Raw genomic sequence first — 16,488 nt, forward strand, 5'->3', positions numbered from 1 at the left:
TTGTAGAAAAATAAAAAACCTAAACTACTCGCGTATAATAAAGTTCATACGCACTTGTAATTTAGGTTTTGCCTGCATGATCAGTAACAATCCTGAAATAAGTTATTAAATTTAAAATCAAATACAATTATTAAGCAAACTGGCCTTCCTGACTGCCTTTGTCCGGATCAAAAGTGGCTCAAGAAAACAAAAAACCTAAACTGTACGCCTCTAAAATAACATTAGAAACGACAATTTAGGTTTTGCCTGCACGACCAGTAACAATCCTATCGGATGTATTTAATTGATGCCTTAATATTATCATTGTATATTAATCATGTCAACGCTTTCAGTAAAATTAATTTCGATTTACAACACGAGCAATATGAATTGTAAGATAAAGCTTTTCTTCCGTACTTAATTCATATTCATATTTTTTCAATACAAAATCCGAAATTTTTTCTGTACAGTTAGAAGCATCCTTATATTTCTCTTTGATTGTATTAAATAAAAAGTCTTCTTCATTATTTAAATAAGTTTTACTAAAGATTCTTTGAGCAAAGAATTTAAGGTGAGTGACAAATCGATAATAGTTTAATGAATCCTCATCAAATTCAATTTTAAAATGATATTTAACAACAGTGAGGATTTCTTGAATAAACTTTGTAATATTTACAATGTTCGTCATTTCCTCATTCAATTCCGCATTTACCACATGCAAAGCAATAAAACCTGCCTCATCCTCTGGTAAGCGAATACCCGTTTTTTGCTCAATAATATTTAGTGCGTGTTTACCTACCACAAATTCTTCTTTATAAAGTCGTTTGACTTCCCAAAGTAAAGGATTCTTAATTTCCATTCCATTTTTTTGTCTGTGTAATGCGAAATGGATATGATCCGTTAGTGATACATAAATGCTCTCGTTTAATTTTTTTCCTAATGTCTCTTTTGCAAAACTGATAATTTCATCAGATAGATCCATATATTTTAAAGGAATTTCTTCAAGTAATTTTTTAAAATGCTCCGATAAATCTTTATTTTCTAGTTTGAAAACCTTTTCAATCAATTGCTCATCAACTAGATCGCCTGGTTTTTTCTTAAAAGCCAGCCCTCGTCCCATCACAACCATTTCTTTATTTTGTTCATTTAAAACACTTACTACATTGTTGTTAATTACTTTATGGATTATCATCTATCTCACCCCTCTTGTGACGGATTGTTTGCTAAACCATTTATTATCTATACTATATCTTCCCTTTTTACAGGTCAATTTTACTACATCATCATCTATAAATAAAAATAACCTAAACAATCAATATCTCACTCAGAGACATTGATTATTTAGGTTTTGCCTGCACCTGCAGTAACAATCCAATTATTTATAAGATAGAAATAATTATAAAAAATATTGCATATATAAACAAGATATTTTTTATTTTTTGATTCTAAGAGAGGAAATAATCCTTCTCTCCCTTGAATACTAGGGTATTTTTAACTAGTCTACTCTGCCAATAAAATCCATAATTAGGAATTAGAGAATAAATATTACTTTATTACTCTCTAACTTTTTATAGATTTGTACTTTTGAATATATATGCTTTTTACCTAGTGGGTCTTACGAATTATCTTCCCCTATTCTAATACTGGAACTCCAGTAGGATTACTATTTTCAACTACATATTTCTTTTGATCTTTATCAGTAATTTGAATCACAACTTTTTTTGGTACAGAAAAATCATAAGTTGAACTAGTCCACCAATCACCTGTCACTGCTGCATCTTGTTTGATAAACGCTGTGCTTAATTGTCCATCAAGTCCACCATATGTTTGATCATCTGCTTGCAACTTTAGAATTTGCTTTCCTGTTGCTGTTTTAGTTGCAATACTATTACCATTTTCATCTTCAAGCATCACTTTAATTTCTTTAATCATAGTATAAGGTAATTTAGTTAAATCTAGTTTAAATCCTACATTGTATGCCGAATTACCTTTTCCGTCATAGTTATTCCAATAGCCAAAATCTTGTGGTTGAACGAAGCTTTCTGAATTTGCTACCGGCCCTGAAGGTACTCCTGTTGGGTTGTTATTTTCAACTAAATAAATTTTATTATCTTTATCTTTTATTGTAATCACTGCTTTTGTTGGTGCTGTAAAATCATAAGATGAGCTTGTCCACCATCCGTTTGATGCTGCATCATCTCTTTGAATAAACGCTGCACTTAACTGTCCATCAAGTCCACCATATGTTACATCATCTGCTTGTAATTGTTTAATTTGATTACCTGTAGCTGTTCTTTGCGCTAAAGTTTTCCCGTCTTGATCAACTAAAGCTACATTGATTTCTTTAATCATATTGTATGGTAGTTTAGCTAAATCTAACTTAAATCCTACATTATACGCTGGGCGGCCGTTACCCGCATCTTCCCAATAGCCAAAGTCTTGCGTTTGAACGAAGCTCTCTGAATTCGCTACTGGTCCTGTAGGTATTCCTGTTGGATTGTTGTTTTCAACTGAATAAAGCTTATTTTCTGTATCCTTAATTGTAATGATTGCTTTAGCTGGTGTTGAGAAGTCGTATGCCGTACTTGTCCACCATTCATTTGTTGCTGCTGCGTCTCTTTGGATAAACGCTGCACTTAACTGTCCATCAAGTCCACCATATGTTACATCATCTGATTGTAATTTTAAAATTTGACTTCCAGTAGCCGTTCTAGATGCTATCGTTTTTCCGTTTTTATCTACTAATGAAATCTGAATTTCTTTAATTTTTATGTATGGTAATTTAGCTAAATTCAATTTAAATCCTACATTATATGCTGCGCGACCTTCACCTGCATCTTCCCAATATCCGAAATCTTGTGTCTGTACGAATTCTGTAGGATTCGAAACTTTAACTGGTGCAGAAACGGTCACTTTCACTGTTACCTTCTTATTAACATCAGTTACAGTACCTGTAATAGTATAAATTCCAGCTTTACTAAAGTTTACGCCATTTGTGTTCCAAACAACTGATTTAGTTAACTTCTGGCCGTTAACTAGTTTTACTTCTACTGTTTTTGGAAGGGTTACTTTATTACCTTCATAAACTGTAATGTCATTAATTTTACTGATGCTAGCAACTTGTAATCCAGCAATTTTTGCATTTATTTTAGTTTTTGTAGCATTTACCTTTGAGATGTATGAAGCTTTCACATCTGAATATTTTAAGCTATTAATAATCTTTAAAGCTGCGTTATATTGAGCAGTCACTTCACTACTCGTCGTTTTAGCTGTTACTTTCCCTTCAAATGATTGGAATACTTTAAGTGCATTCGTTGCATTTTTTTCTACTTTATCTTCTGAAGCCTCATAAGCTACTACCTTATTATGTTGAGTTTTAATTCGATTCGTTAATTTTCCTTTTAAAGTACGATAATTCTTCCCTAATTTTGCTACCTCTTTTTTTGCTGAAGATTCTAATGATGCAATTCTTTTTTCATCAGATGCTTTCTTAGGCATGCCAGCGCTTTCAAAAGTATTTACAGCTCTAGTAGCGTAAACTTTTTTTGATGCTGCATAAGCAGATGAACCCACCGATGTTGTTGCTAATAATGTCGCTACAAGAGAAGCAGATAAAACCTTTCGAACTGATAGAACTTGATTCTTCACTTTAAAAATCCCCCTAATGTTAACTATTTAAGACAGAAAATTTATAATTTTTTTAACCATCCAAATTATATTATAAATGTTACATTTTTAAACGACAAAGGTAAATTTTGTAATATTTTTGTAACAAAAAAAGAGATGTAAATTCTAGTTGCGAATTACATCTCCAATCTACTTATTAATTAATAGAAAACCCATTACTGCTTACATAAAACTCTGTTTAATTCTTTAAATCACAATCAGTAAGACGAACAATTTTTGTCTTTTTAATTAGCTTATAGCCGATCCATAAAACAAGGAAAAGTGGCAATCCAATATAGGAAACAAGTACACCGTTCCAGTCAATCTTATTCCCCATAAATGCTGAATAGTTTTGACCAAGAATAACAACTCCACAAAGTACAAATGCAAATATTGGACCAAACGGGAACCATTTCGCTTTATACGGAAGATCATTTAAATTCTTACCTTGTGCTACGTAAGCTTTGCGGAATCGATAATGACAAATAGCTATACCAAGCCAAGCAATAAAACCGGACATACCTGAAGCGTTAAGTAACCAAACATAAACAACTCCGTCACCATATAAAGAGGCTAAAAATGCTAATGTACCAACTGCTGCTGTAATGATCAATGCATTAACAGGTACACCTCTTTTGTTTAACTTACCTAATGCTTTTGGAGCTTTCCCTTGGCGCGCCATATCCCATAGCATTCTAGTCGAAGCATACATCCCTGAATTCCCAGCTGATAAAACTGCCGTTAATATAACTGCATTCATTACGGATGCTGCAAAGGCTATGCCAGCTTTATCAAAAACTAGCGTAAATGGACTAACAGCTACATCACCACTTGCTAGATTATGATTTGTGTATGGAATTAGTAAACCTATTACAAAAACAGACAACACATAAAATAATAAAATACGCCAAAATATTTGACGAGCTGCACGAGGAATGTTTTTCTGAGGCTCTTCACTCTCCCCAGCTGCTACACCTAATAACTCTGTACCTTGAAATGAGAAGCCCGCTGCCATAAAAATTCCGAGTGTTGCCATAAAGCCGCCATGAAAAGGAGCATCCCCAACTGTAAAGTTTTTAAATCCTACTGCTTGTCCACCAATAATGCCAAAAATCATTAAGCAGCCCGCAACTAAAAAAATGATAACTGTAACTACTTTTATTAAAGAAAACCAATACTCTGACTCTCCAAATCCTTTAACAGATAAATAGTTTAATAGAAAGATAATAGCTAAAAATAATGAACTCCATAAAAGTGATGATGTGTGTGGTAGCCAGAATTTCATAACCATCGTAACCGCAGCTAATTCGGCAGCTATAGTAATTGCCCAGTTATACCAGTAATTCCATCCAAGTGCAAAACCAAGAGCAGGATCGACGAATTTAGTTGCGTATGTACTAAATGAACCTGCAACCGGCATGTATGTAGCCATCTCAGCAAGGCTTGTCATTAAAAAGTAGACCATTATTCCAATTGCTACATAGGCTAAGAGAACACCGCCTGGCCCTGCATTATGTATAGCGCCCCCACTCGCCAAAAATAGACCTGTTCCAATTGTTCCCCCTAGCGAAATCATTGTAATATGACGAGGTTTTAATCCACGCTTTAACTCTTGAGGCATAGAAGAAATATGATCCTGAGAATCAATGACTGTTATTGTATTTACCGTATTTTTCATTAAAATACTCCTTTTCAGTCGTTTTTGGGATTAGATAATTTTTTCTTAGCTTTTTTGAAATATTCGGCTGCAGGTTTAAGGAAAGAAATGTATTACGATAAATTAAAAGATTAATAATTAGAGAAAATGAGAAGCGAATAATCGCTTCTCATTTTTTTATAGAGAAAAATCAAAATAATTTTTCTTTAATAAACGTGGTTGCTGTATTAACTCTTGAAATGAAAGTGTTCTTTCAATAAGTTTCGTATTAATTAAATATAATTGCTCCTCAATTGCACCAACTGTATCATCTGTTTGATAAGTTATATTACAATTCTGGCATATAACACATGGTGTTTCTTTAATCTCAATTGCCTTCGTTCCATCAGGAAGCTCCCAGTAGACCGTATTTGTTGATTCGACTATGTTAGCTGATTCACACCACTGACATGTCATCATTCAGCTTCACCTTTTGAGGGTGCACTCGCTACTAGCTTTTCGCTAACTTGAATTTTTGTAAGCTGTGCTTGGAATTTCTTTTCTTTTAATTCGTCACGCTTTTCACGTTTATCTTTTAAAGAAGCATGCTCTGGGTTTGTCGTATATGTTTTACGAGCTTCCATACGTTGTAAACCTTCTGGTACAAGATTGAATTTTGTTTCATTCATCAATCCTGCAATACCCGCATTCGAACGTTTTTCTTCCATATTAGGATAAATTTCTTTAAAGTATGCTTCCGCTCTACCTGGTACATAATTTTGTGGCTCTGGATAAGTAGTAATTACACCTTCAAAATTACGAAGTACAACTTTATCAGCACTTTGTGAAATTAAGTAATTCGGTTGGAGAGCAATTTTCCCTCCACCACCTGGAGCGTCTACTACAAATGTTGGTACTGCATATCCTGAAGTATGGCCTCTTAGACCTTCCATGATTTCTAAACCTTTTGATACAGGAGCACGGAAATGACCAATTCCTTCTGATAAATCACATTGATAAATATAATAAGGTCTTACACGAATTTTAACTAAATCATGCATTAGCTTTTTCATGATTGGTACACTGTCATTAATTCCAGCCAAGATTACAGCTTGATTTCCTAACGGTACACCAACATTAGCAAGCATTTCGCAAGCTCGTTTCGATTCTTCTGTAATTTCGATTGAAGTATTAAAGTGAGTATTTAGCCAAACTGGATGATATTTTTTTAAGATATTACAAAGGTTTTCAGTAATACGTTGTGGGAATACTACAGGTGCTCTTGTACCGATACGGATAATTTCCACATGTGGAATCTCTCGTAAATTTTTTAAGATGTACTCTAAAATATTATCGTTAATTAAAAGACCGTCTCCACCTGAGATTAGGACGTCTCGTACTTCAGGAGTTTTGCTAATGTAATTAATAGCAGCATCAAGCTGTTTCTTCGGTACTCCCATTCCAATTTGCCCTGAAAAACGACGTCTAGTGCAATAACGACAGTACATTGAACATTGATTTGTTACTAAAAATAGAACGCGATCTGGATAACGATGTGTTAAACCAGGTACTGGTGAATCTTCATCCTCATGAAGAGGATCTTCTAAATCATACTTCGTTTTATGAATCTCCGCAGAGATCGGAACTGATTGCATACGAACAGGACAACGTGGGTCATCCGGATTCATTAATGACGCATAATATGGAGTAATATTTAGTGGAATTGTTTTTGTCGCAATTCTTACCCCATCTTCTTCTTCTGGCGTGAGGTTAATTATTTGCTTTAACTCATCCAATGATTTGATGGTATTTGTAAGTTGCCAAACCCAATCATTCCATTGTTCATCTGTTACATCTTTCCACAATTCAACTTCTTTCCAGTGTCTTTTTGGAGCATAGACTGCATTTACCATACTTACATCCCCTTTCAAACTGTTTGATTTAATATAAAGCAAGACCCGTGCCAAAAATTTACATTTTTTTAATAAACACGCTCGGAATATAGAAAATTCAAACTATTCAGCCTGTTAATTTATTTTTTTCCGTTAAAACTCAAAGCGAGTATTAGTTGAAACATGTCGCAACAATAGTAAAACCGCCTAAATTTAGGCGGCTTGGCTAATAAATACAGTTATAAAACTATCATTTTCAAATGGTTTTAAACAAGATTTATACTAAAATATTTAACTTTTGAATCTTATACTGAAGAGTCTGCCTAGGTATTTCTAGAAGTGCTGCAGCTTGTTGAATATTAGCGTTAGTTTGCAACAATGCTTGTTTTATAAGTGAAATTTCCATTTCCTGCATTGCCGAACGTAATGGCTGTACTCCTCCTTTTATTTCAGTACTTTTCTTAATTTGTTGCAATTGAATTGGAAGATGTTTAACAGTTAGCGTATGCCCTTCCGCCATAATCATAGCATGCTCAATCGTATGCTTTAGTTCACGGACATTCCCAGGCCAATTATACTGGTGAAATAATTCAAATACCGTATGCTCTACATTACGAATGTTCTTCGAGAAGCGTTCATTAAATTGCTCGACAAAATGGGATGTCAGTAATTCTATATCATAATTCCTTTCTCTTAAAGGTGGGATGAACAATGAAAATACATTCAGTCGATAATATAAATCCGGTCGCATAATGCCATTTTGAACGCAGTCTAACGGCGATTCATTAATTGCAGCGATTACTCTCACATTCACTTTCCGAGTCTTTTGATCACCTATTCGGCGAACTACGCCATCCTCTAGAACTCTTAGTAGCTTGGCTTGGAGCTCTAAAGGCATGGAATTAAGTTCATCTAAAAATAAGCTACCGCCATCGGCTAGTTCAAATAATCCCGCCCGATCGATAGCTCCCGTATAACTGCCTTTTGTTGTACCAAATAATATACTTTCTAGTAATGATTCTGGTAGCGCAGCACAGTTTTGAGCTATAAAAGGGGCTTCACTTCTACTTGAACAGTGGTGAATTGACTGGACAAAAAGTTCTTTTCCAGTACCAGTTTCACCGACTACAAGTACGGCAGAATCAGCATTTGCCACCTTCTCAACTTGATTTTTAACCGCCATTAAAGCTGGATCATCCGTTAATATATCTGAGATCGTATAGGAATGAATTTGTTTCGCTTTACCTTGCTTAACTTGCGGTTTAATTCTCGCTTGTAAATCTAAAACTTTTTCTCCAAGTGATTTAATGGTGGAATAATCCTTTGCAATCTCAACCGCACCTATAAGCTGATCATCCAAAATAATAGGAATAGTCGTATTAACTGTATCAATGTATTGGCCCTTAATATTCTCATAGCGTTGGGGCTGCCTAATAATCGCTTGCCTTGTTTCTAGTACCTTCAGTAGGGTGCTTGTTTCTTTTGTTAAAGAAGGGAAAGCTTCTAGGACATGCTTTCCTAGAACCTCTTCAACTGAAACTCCATCATGGTCAGCCGCAACTTGATTATAAAATATAGTCATTCCATTATTGTCGACTGCATGAATTGATTCATCGATACTATTTAATATGGCACTAATCATTTGATTAGTTGGAATTGTTGCGTTCATTTTCTACCCTTCCTTTCACCGCCGAAAACTTGGCAATTTCACGCTTAATTTTCGGCAGTTTGACATTAAGAGACTACTTTCGAAAGATCTTTCACCCAAACGTTCATATCTTCTAATTTATCAAAAATATAGCAGTTGTTTGTCATTCTTCCAGTATACATATAGCCTAATTGATGAAAGGCTGCATTCATTCCATACGATAATGATCTCGCAATCGTATATGAACAATAAATAGCTTCGCTTACTAAGTCCTGTTCTAGCTTCTTCATCAGTTCCTTCATTAGTCCATGCTTACGATGCTCCTCAAGCGTTGCACAATTCGTAAGCTCAGCATTTCTTTGTCCGAAGTCAATTTCAGCTGATGCTGCACTCACTATTTTCCCTTCTTTTTCGTAAATCCAATAAATAGTCCCTTCATCCATCGTCTTTTCAACATAAGTCGATTCATTTAAAGGTGTTGGATATACTTTAAAAACTTGATCATAAAGTTTAGCTAGTTTTTTTGAGTCATTTTTTTCAGCTCTTCGTAAAACATACTCATCAGGAATTACTTTTTCTTTTGAACGATCACTTTTTAAGACAGCATCTAAAATGTCATCTCCAGCAGCCCAATATAGACTGTTTCTTCTGTCCTGGCTAGCATATTTCGTAACAAAGTAACCATCACTTCCTTGAAAATATCCCTTCAGTGCAGATTCAATCATATACCCTGATTGTAAGAAGGAATATAAGTGTTCACTTCTTGCTTTAATTATTAACTTTGTATATTTATATTCTTTTGCTAGTTTTTCTACTCTCTCTATTAGTAACGATACGTTACCTAAGTAGTAATCAACTCGAATTCTCTCATTAAAGTGATCTAAAGCACCTTCAAAATAATAGTTTTCTTGTTTAATTTTTACCGTTTCATAATACTTTTTCGTTTTCATATGCTCCCTCACTTTCATGTTGGTCTTCTACTCCACACCAATCAATTAATGTACAAGCAATGATTTCTGCTGATAAAAACAGTTGATCTAAATCAATAAATTCATCTGGATAATGAGCTACTTTCGTTTCTCCTGGTCCAAAAACGATCATTGGAATATTTAAAATTTGTGTAAATAATCCACCATCTGTTCCCCATGGTGCAGCTTCCACTATTGGACTTTGATTCATTGTTTCGCAATAGTTTCGTTGCAAAGTTTGCACTAATTCACTATCAGCTTCAACAGTACCTGGGACCCATCTTGCTCCAAACCATTCTACTTCTACAGGATTTTCAACGAACCAATCATCAAGGTTTTTAATATTATAAATCCAATTCTCAAATTCTTCTCTAGCAGCTTCCAATTTTTCATTTGGTGCTACTCCAAATCTTCCTTCTAAAGTGACTAAATCTGAAACAGAAGATGGCCATGTTCCACCATGAATCGTTCCTATATTAATAGGTATTGGAATTGGTACTCCATCATATAAAGGGTCATTTATTCGGTCATTACGTAGTTGCTCCAGTTTTTGAATTTGTTGAACGATTAACATACTTTTTTCGATAGCGCTTACACCTTCGTAACGAGTACCTCCGTGTGCTACTTTCCCTTTCACTCTCAGACGGAACCACATAGAACCTTGTTGCTTAATGAAGAACTTCATATTTGTTGGTTCAGGGATAATAACACCATCAGCTGAATATCCTCGCAAAATTGTTGCAAGTGTTCCAGCACCACCACTTTCTTCCTCAATTACACTTTGAAAATAAACATTACCCTTTAATGTAATCTTACTTTTCTTTATTGCTTCAATTGCTAAAATTAGTGCGACATTTCCACCCTTCATATCAGTTGCTCCACGGCCATATAGCTTGTTATCTACCACAGTTGCACTGTAAGGTGGGTTAGTCCATTGCTGAAGATTACCTTCTGGAACGACATCGATATGTCCATTTAAGATCATGGACTTTCCTCCACCCGTTCCTTTAAGCGTAGCCACAATATTAGGACTACCAGCAAAGTCGTCTCTTGTAGAAATAAAGTAAGGATGCTCTTTCATTTCCTTTATATCTGGATCCCAAACGTCTAAGTCCAATTCAAGCTCTCTTAATTTTTCAAGGACAATTGCTTGTGCCTTACTCTCATTACCAGAGACGCTGTTTTCCATTACTAGTTGTCTAAGTAGTTCAATTGTTTTAGCTTTATGTTCGCTAATATAGTCTTGAATAACTTTTTTGTAATGACTCATCCTCTTCACCCTTTTCTATATAAACATTTTTAAATCTTTGCTGATTTTTAAATCCGCACCAGTATGTTTGATTACATCCTCTACAGTATATGGACTCATTATTTCTTTAAGCACTAATGAATTATTAACAACTTCAATAACAGCCATTTCCGTTATGATTAAATCCACACAAGATTTAGAAGTTAATGGCAAACTACACTCTTTCACGATTTTTGGATTCCCAGCTTTATCCGTATGATTCATTACGACAATTACTCTTTTAGCCTTTTGAGCTAAATCCATCGCTCCACCGATTCCCGGTACACGTTTTCCAGGTACAATCCAGTTTGCCAAATCTCCTTTTTCACTTACTTGTAATGCGCCTAGAACAGTTAAGTCTAGTAAACCCCTACGTATAATTCCAAATGCCGTAGCACTATCGAAATAGCTAGCACCTTTTATTGCAGTAATTGGGAAACCACCTGCATTACATAAATTTTCATCTTCTTTTCCTTTTTCAGGACTCGGTCCGATCCCCATAACTCCATTTTCAGCATGGAACATAACATGAACATCTTCTGGTAAGTAATCAGGAACAATGGATGGAATCCCAATCCCCAAATTTACAATCATTCCGTTTTTAATTTCCTTTGCAGCTCGCTTCGCAATTTTTTGACGAAAGTCTATTCCCATGCCCATTTCCAGTTCACTCCTTCTGATGAAATTATGTAATCAACAAACACACCTGGAGTTACAATTTCCTCTGGATTTAGCGTACCAAGTGGAACAATTTCTTCTGCCTCAACAATTGTAATATCCCCGGCCATAGCCATATGAGGATTCATATTCCTTGCACTCTTGTCAAAAACCAAATTTCCAAATGGATCAGCTTTCTTTGCAAATATAATACTGACTTCTGCATTTAGAGCTTCTTCGACTAGAAATTGTTTACCTTTTACAAATACTTTTTCTTTGCCGTCTTCTGCCATACTATCAAGGCCTACATCGACTAGCACTCCTCCAAGTCCCATTCCGCCTGCTCGGATACGCTCCGCTAGAGTACCTTGTGGAGAAAATTCAACTTTTAGCTTACCTTCCGTCATTAACTTTCCAGCAAACGGATTTGATCCAATATGAGATGTAACAATTGATCTCACTCTTTCATTTCTTACCATCCTTCCGATGCCAATATCCGGAAATCCAGTATCATTACAAATTAAGTCAATATCCTTAATTTCACTTTCTAATAATGCTTGAAGTAAAGTTGGCGGTGAACCGACTCCTCCAAAACCTCCAACCATTAGTGTCATTTCATCATGAAAAAAAGGAAGGATTTGTTCCATTGTCGCTATTTTTTTATAAGTATTTTCAACTAAATTCATACACTTTCCCCCTTAGCTGTATACGTTAATTGGGATTGTTCCATTTCCAATTCTGTTAAACTTTCCGTAAGAATTTGAAGTAATTCATCCAGTTCTCCATAAGTAATGGTTAAAGGTGGCGCAATCATGAAAGCTGAATCTTCTTTTCCATTTTTTCCCGCAACGGAAGGGTATAATAGCAAGCCCTTATTCATTACTTTTTGAATAAACGCACTTGATTTTATGTTACTTATAAATTCGATGCCGATTAACAAGCCTTTTCCTCTAACATCTCCAATGATTGAAAATTTCTCTTTTAATCCTTGGAGTTTATCCATTAAATAGTTACCTTTTTCTTCTGCAGCTTGTACTAAATTATGTTTCTCAACATATTCAATAACAGCTAAGGAAACTGCTGCTGATAATGGGTTTGCACTAAATGTATGCCCGCTCATTACAAGTTTTGAGCCTTGCATAATTGGTTCAATCACTCGATCGCTTGCAATAGTTGCAGCCATTGGTGTGTACCCAGAAGTTAATCCTTTTCCAAGTGTCACAATATCAGGCTGGACACCCCAGTGCTCCATTGCAAACATTTTTCCAGTACGACCAAGGCCAGTCATAACCTCGTCTGAAATTAGTAAAATATCATATTTTTCACAAATGGCTTTTATTCTTTGGTAGTAACCTTTAGATGGTACGATTGCACCACCTGCAGCACCAATTATTGGCTCAGCAATAAATGCTGCAATATGCTCAGGACCAATTCGATCAATGGCTGTTTCTAGTTCAGATGCACATGCTAAATCACAAGATGGGTGTTCTAAGTTGAAAGGACAACGATAGCAATATGGTGGTGAAACTGAAGGATAATCCTCCAATATTGGAACAAAACGCTGACGACGTAAAGGGTGCCCCGACATGGATAAAGCACCAATTGTTATGCCATGATAACTCATCCAGCGTGAAAGGATTTTATTCTTACCTTTTTTACCCTTCTCTTGGTAATGCTGTATTGCTAGTTTCATAGCAGTTTCTGTTGCTTCAGTGCCGCTATTAACAAAGAATGTCCAGTTTAAATCACCTTGAGTAATTTCACTTAGCTTCTTTGCTAGCTTCTCAGCAGGTTCACTTGTAAACTGTGAACGGTAGACGAATGATACTTGTTTTGCTTGTTCAGTCATCACATTAATAATCTCTTCAACGCCATGACCAATCCCTACGGTGATTGCACCAGATGAACCATCAATGTACCGATTTCCATCTTTATCAATTAAGTACACACCTTCCCCATGTGAAATCATAGGGTAATGCTGACCAAGCAATGGTTTTATTAAATAATCTCGATCCATCTTATCCCCACCCCTTTTTTTATAAAAAACTAAAAAGCCAATCTACTAAATATTGGAAATTTAAATAGAGGCTATTTTTTAGTATTCTTGCTTTCTGAAATACTTCCTTTTTATTTTTTTTAAACTTAAACAACTGTTTTAAAAAACTAGTTGGCCGCATTAGTTCCTTAACAAAAGATTTATACCTTTAGTTACCTGCTTTAACTGATAACCATATACATATTTATATAAAAAATTTGTATCAAGATCAGTTGGCGGTGAAAAGTGAAAATGGTTTTATCAGAGCAGATTAGAGCTGAAATGGACGGTCTAATAGATAAGATTAGGTTGGATCAGTGCGATGATGGTTCGTGGAGATATTGTTTCGAAAGTGGTCCTATGACAGATGCCTATATGATTATTATTTTAAGAACACTTGAATATAACGATGAAGATTTAATTAAGACATTAGTAAATCGTTTATTAATAAAACAAGACTCAAGCGGTGCTTGGAAGCTTTTTGACGATGACTCAGGAAATTTATCTGTAACTGTTGAGGCTTACACTGCACTACTATTTTCAGGTTATATCGAAATTTCGAATGAAAAAATGAAGAAAGCTGAAGAATTTATTCGCCAAAATGGTGGATTAGAAAGTGTACACGTCTCAACAAAATTTATGCTAGCTTTACATGAATTGTATCCATGGCCAAGTTTTTTTCCAATTCCTCTTCTCTTAATGAACGTCCCAAAATCTTTTCCTTTGTCCTTCTATAAATTTAGCTCTTACGTTCGATTTCACTTTGCACCACTTTTAATATTAGGACATAAAAAGTTTACGACTAAAAATAAATGGACACCTACTATACAACATTTATTTACAAACAATAAATTAAAAAAGATTAGCAAAAAACGGAGGTTCCCTGCGTTTAAAATTCCTTTTATTAAGACATTTTCAAAAATAGGAATTAAAAAGGCTGAGGAATATATTATTCAAAATATTGAAAGGGATGGGACATTATCTAGTTATGCTAGCGCGACATTTATTGCAATTTATGCACTTCTTTCGTTAGGTTATGAAGTTACTTCGCCCGTAATTCAAAATGCTGTTTTAGGCATAAAATCTTTTCTATTTGAGTTGGATGATTCTCATCATATCCAAAATTCCCCTTCTACTATATGGGATACAGCACTTACTAGTTACGCTTTACAGGAGGCAGATGTACCATTAAATGATGAGGCTATTCGTTCCTCGGCTAACTATTTACTCTCTCTACAACTTAAGATTGTCGAGAACAATAGTACTATTGGTTTAGGAGGATGGGGATTTTCAGACAGTAATACCCAAAATCCAGATGTAGATGATACACAAGCAGTTCTAAGAGCGACAACTACTCTATCCTTGATCGATGACGATTATAGAAAATCGTGGAATGCTGGTGTGAGATGGTTATTTGAAATGCAGAAAAAAGATGGTGGATGGGCATCATTTGAAAAAAACAGTAGTAAATACTTAAAACTCATCTTCCCGATCCAAAACTTTGTTGATACTGCAATTGATCCATCAACGGCAGATTTAACCGGTCGAACAATCGAGTTTTTAGGTTCAAAACTAAAACTAAATATGAATCATCCACGAATTGAAGATGGGGTTAATTGGTTAATCAATAATCAAAATGAGGATGGTTCCTGGTACGGTCGCTGGGGAATATCATATATTTATGGAACATGGGCAGCGATAACTGGTATGAAAGCAGTCGGAATTCCTTCAAATCACCCTAGTATACAAAAAGCCAACAGTTGGTTACTTAGCATAAAACAGCTTGATGGTGGTTGGGGTGAATCGTGTAAAAGCGATATTGAAAGAAAATATATTCCTCTGTCTTTTTCTACAGTTGTTCACACATCATGGGTAATTGACACACTGATTTCTATAAACGACTATCCTACTAGTGAAATTGATGAGGGAATTTTAAACATTTTAAACTGGTTAAAAACCCCTGATAAGCGAATGACCTACCCAACAGGTGGCGGGTTACCAGGTCATTTCTATATAAATTATCATAGTTACCAATCAATTTGGCCATTATTGACTTTAAGCCATTATCTAAAAAAATATAAGACAAGTGACTAATTTACAATTTCTAGTTAAACGCCTTGTCCTTATTTTCTTTGACTGCATATAATACACTGTTTCTTACAAAAAAATATATGAGCGTATGTCAATATAGTTAATGGTTTAAACAATAAAGGAGTGGCTTTATGGGAAATCTTGACCCAAGTTTAATGAGAGAATTTTGTGGAAAGGTTTGTGATCCTCGTCATTTTCCACGTATTTTTCGTATTCTTCGATCATACCGTCGCAACGATTTAAAAAGTCGAGAAGGTGCATGTCATATGATTGATAGACTATCAGAATGTTGCGGATCAACAATAACTGAAGCACAACGAGAAAACGCGGCACAATGGCTAATGAACTGTGACGTAAATCCACAAGATCCATCTCATCAAAAAGAAATGTGGAATATGATCAGAAACAGCAGAAGACGTTCTTGGTTTTAATTAACTATAGACAATAATATGAAAAGCCTATAAATTTTCTCTTAAAAGGAAAATTTATAGGCTTTCGTGCGTGAAAACCCGCATGGAATTTCGGATTCCTAGCGGGTTTTTTCCGTTTCCTCTTAAATTGCGGTCGTTTTCTACTTGGTTAGTAAAAATGTTACGTTATTGCTTCTAATTTGTGGTGATTTCTGGTG

The 16,488-nt window shown here is 35.0% G+C and carries 13 protein-coding genes; 2 read left to right on the forward strand and 11 right to left on the reverse strand.

The window, feature by feature from the left end:
* Positions 1–337: 337 nt before the first annotated feature.
* From licT to CN692_RS05295, 11 genes are all read right to left on the reverse strand, one after another.
* Positions 338–1,171 (reverse strand): BglG family transcription antiterminator LicT, encoded by an 834-nt coding sequence (licT, locus tag CN692_RS05245; RefSeq protein WP_098118084.1) that lies wholly within the window; start codon positions 1,169–1,171, stop codon positions 338–340.
* Positions 1,172–1,611: 440 nt separating this feature from the next.
* The gene (locus tag CN692_RS05250; RefSeq protein ID WP_098118085.1) at positions 1,612–3,627 is read right to left on the reverse strand and encodes an Ig-like domain-containing protein; all 2,016 of its coding nucleotides are present in this window, start codon (positions 3,625–3,627) and stop codon (positions 1,612–1,614) included.
* Between the two features lie 217 nt (positions 3,628–3,844).
* On the reverse strand, positions 3,845–5,266 hold the full coding sequence (locus CN692_RS05255) for an amino acid permease (RefSeq protein WP_098118174.1): 1,422 nt from the start codon (positions 5,264–5,266) through the stop codon (positions 3,845–3,847).
* A 213-nt stretch (positions 5,267–5,479) separates the two neighbouring features.
* Complete coding sequence (locus CN692_RS05260; RefSeq protein ID WP_098118175.1) at positions 5,480–5,758, reverse strand: YokU family protein; 279 nt, start codon at positions 5,756–5,758, stop codon at positions 5,480–5,482.
* Positions 5,758–7,194, reverse strand: a complete 1,437-nt coding sequence (gene ablA / locus CN692_RS05265) for a lysine 2,3-aminomutase (RefSeq protein WP_098118086.1) — start codon at positions 7,192–7,194, stop codon at positions 5,758–5,760. Before ablA ends, CN692_RS05260 begins: the two co-directional genes overlap by 1 nt.
* A gap of 256 nt (positions 7,195–7,450) precedes the next feature.
* Positions 7,451–8,842: a sigma-54 interaction domain-containing protein gene (locus CN692_RS05270; RefSeq protein ID WP_098118087.1), complete on the reverse strand. Its 1,392-nt coding sequence runs from the start codon at positions 8,840–8,842 to the stop codon at positions 7,451–7,453.
* A gap of 65 nt (positions 8,843–8,907) precedes the next feature.
* Positions 8,908–9,771 carry a putative beta-lysine N-acetyltransferase gene (gene ablB / locus CN692_RS05275; protein ID WP_098118088.1) on the reverse strand — a complete coding sequence of 288 codons (864 nt, stop codon included), beginning with the start codon at positions 9,769–9,771 and terminating at the stop codon, positions 8,908–8,910.
* Positions 9,749–11,059, reverse strand: coding sequence for a peptidase (locus CN692_RS05280; protein WP_098118089.1), 1,311 nt, complete (start codon positions 11,057–11,059; stop codon positions 9,749–9,751). The genes ablB and CN692_RS05280 overlap by 23 nt, the downstream gene beginning before the upstream one ends.
* Before the next feature lie 15 nt (positions 11,060–11,074).
* Positions 11,075–11,737 (reverse strand): 3-oxoacid CoA-transferase subunit B, encoded by a 663-nt coding sequence (locus CN692_RS05285; RefSeq protein ID WP_098118090.1) that lies wholly within the window; start codon positions 11,735–11,737, stop codon positions 11,075–11,077.
* Positions 11,722–12,420, reverse strand: a complete 699-nt coding sequence (locus CN692_RS05290; protein WP_098118091.1) for a CoA transferase subunit A — start codon at positions 12,418–12,420, stop codon at positions 11,722–11,724. Before CN692_RS05290 ends, CN692_RS05285 begins: the two co-directional genes overlap by 16 nt.
* Positions 12,417–13,751, reverse strand: coding sequence for an aspartate aminotransferase family protein (locus CN692_RS05295; RefSeq protein ID WP_098118092.1), 1,335 nt, complete (start codon positions 13,749–13,751; stop codon positions 12,417–12,419). Before CN692_RS05295 ends, CN692_RS05290 begins: the two co-directional genes overlap by 4 nt.
* A 270-nt stretch (positions 13,752–14,021) precedes the next feature.
* Here CN692_RS05295 and CN692_RS05300 point away from each other — a divergent pair, with 270 nt between their 5' ends.
* Positions 14,022–15,863: a terpene cyclase/mutase family protein gene (locus CN692_RS05300; protein ID WP_098118093.1), complete on the forward strand. Its 1,842-nt coding sequence runs from the start codon at positions 14,022–14,024 to the stop codon at positions 15,861–15,863.
* 128 nt (positions 15,864–15,991) lie between these two features.
* Entirely contained in the window at positions 15,992–16,291 is a 300-nt protein-coding gene (locus CN692_RS05305; RefSeq protein WP_098118094.1) for a hypothetical protein, read from the forward strand.
* Positions 16,292–16,488 lie beyond the last annotated feature (197 nt).

The organism is Bacillus sp. AFS002410 (assembly GCF_002556365.1).
Lineage (GTDB): Bacteria > Bacillota > Bacilli > Bacillales > Bacillaceae_G > Gottfriedia.